The sequence below is a fragment of the Rhodococcus sp. IEGM 27 genome, from assembly GCF_033142305.1.
Taxonomy (GTDB): Bacteria; Actinomycetota; Actinomycetes; order Mycobacteriales; family Mycobacteriaceae; genus Rhodococcus_F; species Rhodococcus_F oxybenzonivorans.
Window position 1 is genome coordinate 302,459 of the sequence record NZ_JAWLSG010000004.1, and the last position, 8,429, is coordinate 310,887.

An 8,429-nucleotide genomic window follows, 5' to 3' on the forward strand; every position below is an offset into this window, starting at 1 on the left:
CCGAACGGCTGTAATCCTAGGCCGTCGGGTCGACAGGTCACGACACGGTGCGCTAATTGACCGACCCGGTTGACGAATACCCCCACCGTGTCGGTAGATTGGCAGACGGCACCTCGAGTGCCGCGAGCACCTGTCGCCCCTCCCCCCCCCCCCTGTGGGCGTCAGGTCGGTGGCGGGGTCAACCCCCCCTGTACCCCGCCACCCAGCTCGGCACTTCTCCCGGCAGAACACGAGGCTCTCGTCAGGGCCGGCCGGAACCCACCCCTCGTTTCGGGATTCCAACCCTTCCTTCGCAGATCTCAGCGTTCGCTGCGTAATAACTGCAGCGCCCCACGCATCGATATCTAACCACACTGGCGACATCTAGGCGACACGAGAGCAATACCAACCAGATATCGTGGCAACAGATCATCTCTGGTCACTCCAGTCACAAAAGAGAGCGATTGATCTCCGGCTACCCTGTGTGCGTGCGGAGACTATCCAGCCGGCAGCCGACGCGGTACCGCCGATGAACGACTTTCACGGCCACGGCCACGGCCACAGCGGCGGCCCGGTGCCGGTGGGGCCCATCGCCGCGAAGGTGGTGATCGGGCTCCTGGTCGTCATCGGCATCGCCGTGCTGATCGGTGCGATCGCGCTGTGGCCGAGCAAGCAGGACGTCGCCGTGGACCTCCCTTTCCAGAGCGCACAGGGCGGCGTGGCAGTCACCGAGGCGGGCACGGTGACCATGCAGAACATCGGCCCCTGCGGCAGTTCCTCCGCGGGGCGCGCGTTCACCGGTTCTCCCGTGCCCCCGCCGACGGACGCGTACGAGTGCCAGCGAAGCATCGTCGACATCGAGTCCGGTCCCAACGCCGGCACCCAGACGTTGCTCGAAATCATCCCCGGCCCCGGACAACCCGACCTCAGGGTCGGGGAAAGTATTCGCCTCTCCCGGCAGACCGACGTGAACGGGACGACGGAATATTCGTTCGAGGATTACGCCCGCGGCTGGCCCGTCACACTCATCGCGCTGGCCTTCGCCGTCGTCGTCATCGTCGTGGCTCGGTGGCGGGGACTCCGGGCGCTGGTCGGCATCGTGGTGTCGTTCGGGGTGCTCGTCCTCTTCATGCTTCCCGCCCTGCTGGACGGCAAGCCGGCGATACCGGTGGCTCTCGTGTCCGGAGCGATCATCCTGTACGCCGTGTTGTATCTGGCGCACGGCGTATCGCTACGGACCAGCTCCGCGCTGCTGGGCACACTCGCATCGATGCTCCTCGCCGCGGTCCTCTCCTACCTCACGATCGTGATGACACAGCTGACAGGACTTTCCGAAGAGCAGAACACCAACGTCCAGGCCTATATCCAGCACGTCAGCATCACGGGTCTTCTTCTGGCGGGCTTCATCATCGGCTCGCTCGGTGTGCTCAACGACGTCACGATCACCCAAGCCGCGTCGGCGTTCGAACTCGCCTCGCTCGACCCCGACGCATCACGACGCCAGATCTTCGGTTCGGCGATGCGCGTGGGCCGCGACCACATTGCCAGCACGGTGTACACGCTGGTACTCGCCTACGCCGGTGGTGCTCTTCCACTGCTACTGGTGTTCAGTGTCGCGGGGCGGTCGATCCAGGACGTGTTGCTCAGCGACGCGGTGTCCATCGAGATCGTGCGCTCGGCGGTCGGCGGTATCGCGCTCGCACTGTCCGTGCCGTTGACGACCGCCATCGCGGTGGTACTGGCACGCCCGCTCGGATCTCGGAGCGGCGGAAACAGGAACAGCGGCAGGGGCAGGGGCAACCCGCAGTTCCGCACCGCCGCACCTTCGCGAGGCGGCCGCCACTCGAAGTGAGGCCGGCTTCAGTTGAGGATGCCGGCCACCTGCAGCGCGATGATCAGGAGGGCCGCGGCCATCAGCCCGTAGACGGTGAGCATCGCCACCTTTTCCACGGTCTCGCTGGTGGGCGGAAACATCCTGAGGATCGGCTTGTAGTACGCGACGGGAAGACTGCCGTCGCGCGTGCTACCGGACGAGAAGTTTCGTGTATTCGGGGTGTGGTACGACCCCGCGGGGGTGACAGTCACTGCACACTTCCTTCCTGCGCGACCTGGGTTCGACGCCGCCCGGACTCGGACAGTGCGAGAACCACATTCCATGGTAGGCGCGCAGAGTGCCTCGCCACCACGGGAAAAGTCGCGGAGTGCGGAGGTTACGTGCCGGGGATCCTCGGCAGCGGGGGAAGCTGCAGGGGTGGCAACTGGAACTGCGGAAGCCCCGGGAACACCGGCGCGGGCGGTGGCGGCGGGGGTTCGGGCTCCGGCTCCGGGATCTGGATCCGGGACGCGGTTGCCGCGGGCTCCTCGACGGCTTCGGTCGGAGTCGGCGGCGGCGCTGTCGGTGACGGAGTCGCCATCTCGGTTACCGCGGGGGGCTTCGCTTTCGGCTGAGTGGTGACGGGCTGGGACGTGCCCTCCGTGCTGTTGAGCAGGGTGCTGCCGTAACCGAGTCCGAGGCCGACCAGTGCGATGACGGCCAATGCCCCACCGGCCAGTGCTGCGCCCCGGATCTGGACCTTCGCTACACGCTGACTCGGTGGTGGTGCCGCCGCACTCAACCACGACGGCGTACTCGAGACCCCGCTGCTGCGTCCGCCCGACGGACCCGGCGCTTGGCGCGCGAAGGAGGCGTCGTCGTACTCGAGGGGCGGCACGGCAGGGCCGGCGGGAACAGCAGCATAGGGACTCATCGTGGAGCCGACGAAGGGACCGAACGTCTCCGCCGGCGGCGGGAGGACAGTGACGCCACCGGGCGCCTGCTGTTGCTGCGCCTGTTGCGCCAGGAGCGCTGCGCCCTGTGCTGCGACGAGTTCGGGGTGGTCCGGCACGATGACGGGCAATGCCAGCCAGGATTCGAGGACGGACCGCACCAGCGGGATCCGCGCCCCACCGCCGGTGAGAACCACGGCGTCGGGGATCCGCCCCGACCGGGCGATCACATCCCGAGCCAGGCGGGCAGAGGACTCGACGGTGACGCCGATGAGAGAGTCGAACACATCGCGCGACAGCAGCAGCAAGCCGCCGTCCCCGGGCACCGCGACAGCGCCGCCGACGGACAGCCGTTCCTTGGCCTCCCGGCAACGGAGGTCCAGTGCGTGACTCGCGGCCGCGTCGTGCGGCGTGGAGATGCGCTTGTTCACCAACTGGTTGTCGCGGATCAGCCGGTCGAAGAGGTCACCGCTCACAGTGTCGGTGCGGGTGCTTTCCACCACGGCGCCGGTTTCCCGGTCGACGACGCTGACGGTGAGTCCGGAACTGCCGAGGTCGTAGAACACCAGCGTCGCGTGGTCACCCAACGCGCCCGCAGCGTCGAGCACTGTCAGCGCCGCGGAAGCCTCGGGAACGAGCTGGTAGTTCCCGAGCTGTTGGCGTGCCATCGCCGCCTGCACGGCTCCTGCCTGCGCCTCGTCGCGATACGCAACCCCGGTGGCATGCACTTCGCGGTTATCGAATCCCCCGGCCAGTACGACGCCGATCGATTCGGCGGCGAGGTCCTCGGGCAGTTCCCGCCCCGCGGCGACCACCTGGGAACGGAAGTCGGGCAACACGTGGTGTCCCGAGTCCTCGCGGGTCACGGAGTCGGGTCGTGCCAACCGCACAGCGCTTGCACCAACCGAAACTCCGAGAACCGAACTCATGGGCCGCCTTACTCGACTGTGCACGGGTCCGTGTGATGGAATCCCCCACTCCATTGCCCCGCAGTCTAGCGAAAGGCATCGCCGGGGCAACCGAGCAGCTGGAGAGGGGGCGGGGAGCCGGCTGCTCAGGAGTTGCTCGCGATGATCACCCCGGCGATACCCGTGCCGAGGGGAACAACCGTGCACGGGGGCACGGCCGCGTGAGCCGGATCGAGACTGTTGAGGACGAGCTGCTGTGTGAAGGAGTCGTACGGCAGGTTGAAGTGCCCGGTCTGGTCGAGCGGGCACAGGTCCTGGACGAGGATGTTTTTCGCGCCGGGGTCGCGCAACGCCACATTGGTGTACGGCTGGATCACCTCGTCGTACCGCGTCCCGATGGTCGTGTACTCGACGCCGGGCACGGTGTCACCGCCACTGTTGAGCCGGGTGAGGAATTCCGAGCCCTGCACCTGTTCGGCCAGCGCTTCGGAGCCGAACCCTTCGATCAATTGGGTGCCGCCCGGCAGTGACACCACAGCGGTTGCGATACCGAAGAAGGTTCCTCCGTAGGAGGGCGAGGCCAGACCGATCCACCGATCCACGTCTGCCGCTCCGCCGAGCTCTTTGATGTAGTACCTCGCCACGGTCGCGCCCTGGGAGTGTCCGACGATGTCGACCTCGTCGGCGCCGGTCGTGGACAGCACGTCGTCGACGAACTCCGCGAGCTCGTGTGCGCCGACCGTCATGGGCTGCATCCCGAAGTGGTCGGTTCCGGCCTTGCGGCCATAGTTCAGCGCGAAGAGGCAGAACCCGGCGGCCTTCAATTTCGGGCTCAGGCCCGCCCAGTTGGAATATGCGCTGCCATCGCTCCCGTGCACGAGGACCACCGGGGCGGGATGTTCGGGACCGGGACGGCAAGAGAAGTCGTTGACACCGGGCGGCGTGGAACCGGGGTTGTCCTTCGAGTACCGGATGGCCGCGCCGGCGTCGGACTGTGCCGGACCCGGCCGAGTCGGGATTTCGGCCGCGTGGACGGGGACCGCACCGAGCAGGCAGACGAGGGCACCGAGCAGTGCTGTTGCGAATCCGACCCGGAACTTCGCCATCGCCTCGCCCTCCGTAGCGGCGAGATCAACGTTATCCCCTGCCCAGCCCCCGGTACACCCATCCCGCGTTCCGCCACTGCTGGGCGTCGAGGCAGTTGCGGCCGTCCACCATCACGCGGGCTCGGACTACTCCGGCGAGATCGTCCGGCTTCAAAGCCGCGAATTCGGCCCATTCCGTGAGAACCAGTACCGCATCGGCGTTTTCGCAGGCTTCGGCCACCGAGGTGGCGTAGTTGAGAGTCGGGAAGAGGCGCCTCGAGTTGTCGAGCGCCTTGGGGTCGTAGACGCTGACGACTGCGCCGTGTAGCTGCATCATCCCCGCGACATTGAGGGCGGGAGAATCACGGACGTCGTCGGACTCGGGTTTGAATGCAGCGCCCAGCACCGCGACGTTGGCGCCCAGCAACGAGCCGCCACACACCTGCGCTGCCAGTTCCACCATCCGCGTACGTCTGCGCATGTTGATGCTGTCGACCTCGCGAAGAAAATGCAGTGCCTGGTTGGCGCCGAGTTCACCGGCTCTGGCCATGAAGGCGCGAATGTCCTTGGGCAGGCAACCGCCGCCGAATCCCAGTCCGGCGTTGAGGAAGCGCCGGCCGATGCGCGCGTCGTAGCCGAGCGCATCGGCGAGCTGCGTGACGTCGGCGCCGGTGGCCTCGCACACTTCCGAGATGGCGTTGATGAAGGAGATCTTGGTGGCCAGGAACGCGTTCGCCGAGACCTTGACCAGCTCGGCGGTTGCCAGGTCGGTGACCAGAAAGGGAATGTCCTCGGCGAGCAGTGGGGCGTACAGCTGACGCAACTGCGACTCCACACTGCCGGGTCGGTCCCGGTCGACTCCCAGCACCATTCGGTCGGGGTGCAGGGTGTCTTGGACGGCGAACCCTTCCCGCAGGAACTCGGGGTTCCACGCCACCTCGACGGTGTCCCCTGCAAGTGCCAGCGCCCGCGCCCTCGCGCCCAGTTCTGCCGCGGTTCCGACGGGCACCGTCGACTTGCCGACGATCACCGCAGGTCGGTCGAGGAGGGGCGCCAAGGTGTCGATCACCGAGTGCACGTGCCGCAGATCGGCGGCGTACTCCCCCTTCTTCTGCGGGGTGCCGACTCCCAGGAAGTGGAGGTCGGCGAACGCGGCGGCCTCGGTGTAGGAGGTGGTGAACTGCAGCCGCCCCGCCTCGATGTTGCGGCGGAGAACCTCGGCCAGGCCCGGCTCGTAGAACGGCACCTCACCGGCGGAGAGTTTCGCCACTTTTCCGGGATCGATGTCGACTCCCAGCACGTCGTGCCCCAGTTCCGCCATGCAGGCGGCATGGGTCGCTCCCAGGTATCCGGTTCCAAAGACGGTGCAGCGCATGCACCGTTGATATCCGGCGCGGGTGAGCAGGGCATTTACCCGACTGATGTTCCAAGCCAACAGTGCGTGTACGCGCGGTGCGGAGCGAGACCCTATGCTTCGCCCATGCATGTTCTCTTCGTCTGCACCGGAAACGTCTGTCGTTCTCCTACGGCCGAGCGCCTCACCCTGGCATTCGCCGAGGAGCTCGGACTGACCGATCTCACCGCCGAAAGTGCAGGTACCCGCGCCATGGTGGGTCATCCGATGGAGCCGACCGCGGCCCAGGTTCTCGAAGGCCTCGGAGGCGATCCCAGCGGCTTCACGGCTCGGCGACTCACCGAGGATCTGGCGGTCGACGCCGACCTGGTACTCACCATGACCGAACGTCAGCGTGAGAAGGTGCTGGCGATGGCTCCTGAGCAGTTGAAGAAGACCTTCACGTTGAGGGAGGCCGCACGACTTGCCGTGGCCGCAGATGCAAAGACCGTTGCCGATCTGGCCGCAGCGCGGCCGAAGCACAGATCCGCAGACGGACCTGAAGACATCTCGGACCCGATCGGTCAGGACGAGGAAACGTTCCTGGCCGTCGGGTCCGAGATAGCCGACCTACTGGGTGTCTTGACGCGCAGCGTCCGGAACTACTGACGCGGAGCGTCCGGCCCGGACGCATCCTCCCCGTCTTCGCGGTATCGCCGAGCGCGCCGCGGAGCGGGGGGCTGCGCGGTGTAGGCGTGCGAATTCACTCGCTCCGCCCAATCGGTGTCGTGTTCTTGTTCGAGCACCTGGTGGGCCTGCGTTTCCACATATTCGGAGCCCGAGTGGTGTCCGTTTCCGGCCGGCGCGGAGTTGCGGGCCGGCGGCGCCGCCGGAGCCGGGGCGGCGTGGACCGGCTGCGATGGAGTCTGCACCGCGGCCTCGGCCCGCTGCATCTGCGGCAGCGACTTGTCCGTCTCGTAGTAGTACTTGTATTCGTAGACTCCCTTGCCCCGGCTCGGCGTCATCGTGATGATCGTGCCCAGGATGGTGGCGCCCACGCTGTGCAGGTTTCCGACGGCGCGGGTCAACTGCTCGCGCTTGGTTTCGCCGTGCCGGGCGATTACGAGCGCGCCGTCCGACATGGCGGTGAGAACGGTGGCGTCGGTCACCGGGAGGAGCGGTGACGCGTCGACGATGACGTAGTCGAAACGTTCGCGTAGGTCGGCGAGAACCTGTCGCGCCGTGGCCGTTCCGAGCAACTCGCTCGGGTTCGGGGGAATCGGCCCGGACGCGAGGACGGTCAATCCCTGGTACGAAGTGGGCTGGAGCACCCCGTCCAGAGTGGCCTGCCCCGCCAGCACACTACTGAGACCGACGGAACCGACAACGCCCATATACTTGGACACGCGGGGCTTTCGGAGATCGCCTTCGACGAGGCATACAGACTTGCCGCCCTCGGCGAGGACCAACGCAATGTTGATGGCTGTGGTCGTCTTGCCCTCTGTGGGAAGCGAACTGGTGACCACGATGACCCGGGGCGGGTTGTCGACCTCGAGGAACTGCAGGTTGGTACGAAGTTCTCGGTATGCCTCCGCGCTCGACGAGTGGCCCTCCGCGAAATTGATGGCCTGCTGAGTCTGCCGATCCTTGTCGAACGGGATGGTGCCGATCATCGCGGAGCCGGCCAGCTCTTCCACCGTACGACGGTCTTTCACTGTGTTGTCGAGGCGATCACGCAGCACGGCGAGGGCAATACCCAGCAGGAGTCCGACTGCGGCACCGAGCGCGAGATTACGCAGTGTCTTCGGGGAGACGGGCGTCGACGGCGTCTGCGCCTGCTGTTCGACGACAACGCGCGCGGCCGGTGCGCCGCCCCGTTCGGGTGTTTCGAGTTCACGGACCATGACCACGAATTCGTCGGACATCGCGTTGGCGATGTCGCGGGCACGCTCGGGTGAGGGGTCCTGCACCTTCAGGTCGACGAGGACGGTGTCGGGTGCGGAGGTGGCCTTGACCTGATTGGCAAGCTCGGCCGGTGTCTCGGTGAGACCCAGCTTGTCGATGGTGCGCTGCGCGAGAGTCTGACCGGTCAGCAATTTGGTGTAGGACGCCACGCGTTGCTGCGAGTACAGGTTTCCCTGGTAGAGCTCATTGACCGACGAGCCCGCCGAGGTGGAGACGAACAACCGGGTGGAGGCTTCATACAGGGGCGTGGTGAGCAGTGAGGCACCGAGCGCCCCGAGGATCGCCACCACCGTGGTGATGGCGATAATTTTCCATCGTGCCTGCAGAATGCGCAGGTAGTCCTGGATTTCCATGTTCGAGTCTCCCATCGAGTTCACGCGCCGAGCGCCGTGA

7 protein-coding genes are annotated in these 8,429 nt (G+C 66.5%); 2 read left to right on the plus strand and 5 right to left on the minus strand.

Annotation, left to right across the window (positions count from 1 at the left end; all coding sequences use genetic code 11):
• Positions 1–508 precede the first annotated feature (508 nt).
• Positions 509–1,831 carry a YibE/F family protein gene (locus R4P95_RS16280; RefSeq protein WP_317745954.1) on the plus strand — a complete coding sequence of 441 codons (1,323 nt, stop codon included), beginning with the start codon at positions 509–511 and terminating at the stop codon, positions 1,829–1,831.
• A gap of 8 nt (positions 1,832–1,839) precedes the next feature.
• On the opposite strand, the gene R4P95_RS16285 is transcribed toward R4P95_RS16280, so the two are convergent.
• From R4P95_RS16285 to R4P95_RS16300, 4 genes are all read right to left on the minus strand, one after another.
• Positions 1,840–2,064, minus strand: coding sequence for a hypothetical protein (locus R4P95_RS16285; protein ID WP_213576711.1), 225 nt, complete (start codon positions 2,062–2,064; stop codon positions 1,840–1,842).
• 125 nt (positions 2,065–2,189) lie between these two features.
• Positions 2,190–3,674: an Hsp70 family protein gene (locus R4P95_RS16290; RefSeq protein WP_213576710.1), complete on the minus strand. Its 1,485-nt coding sequence runs from the start codon at positions 3,672–3,674 to the stop codon at positions 2,190–2,192.
• 125 nt (positions 3,675–3,799) lie between these two features.
• Positions 3,800–4,759: an esterase/lipase family protein gene (locus tag R4P95_RS16295; protein WP_317745953.1), complete on the minus strand. Its 960-nt coding sequence runs from the start codon at positions 4,757–4,759 to the stop codon at positions 3,800–3,802.
• 31 nt (positions 4,760–4,790) lie between these two features.
• A complete protein-coding gene (locus R4P95_RS16300; RefSeq protein ID WP_317745952.1) occupies positions 4,791–6,113 on the minus strand; it encodes a UDP-glucose/GDP-mannose dehydrogenase family protein in 1,323 nt (440 codons plus the stop codon).
• 105 nt (positions 6,114–6,218) lie between these two features.
• Between R4P95_RS16300 and R4P95_RS16305 the strand changes: the two genes are divergently transcribed.
• Complete coding sequence (locus R4P95_RS16305; RefSeq protein ID WP_109332878.1) at positions 6,219–6,740, plus strand: protein tyrosine phosphatase; 522 nt, start codon at positions 6,219–6,221, stop codon at positions 6,738–6,740.
• Here the strand turns inward: R4P95_RS16305 and R4P95_RS16310 are convergent.
• Positions 6,734–8,389, minus strand: coding sequence for a polysaccharide biosynthesis tyrosine autokinase (locus tag R4P95_RS16310; protein WP_213576707.1), 1,656 nt, complete (start codon positions 8,387–8,389; stop codon positions 6,734–6,736). The genes R4P95_RS16305 and R4P95_RS16310 overlap by 7 nt on opposite strands.
• Positions 8,390–8,429 lie beyond the last annotated feature (40 nt).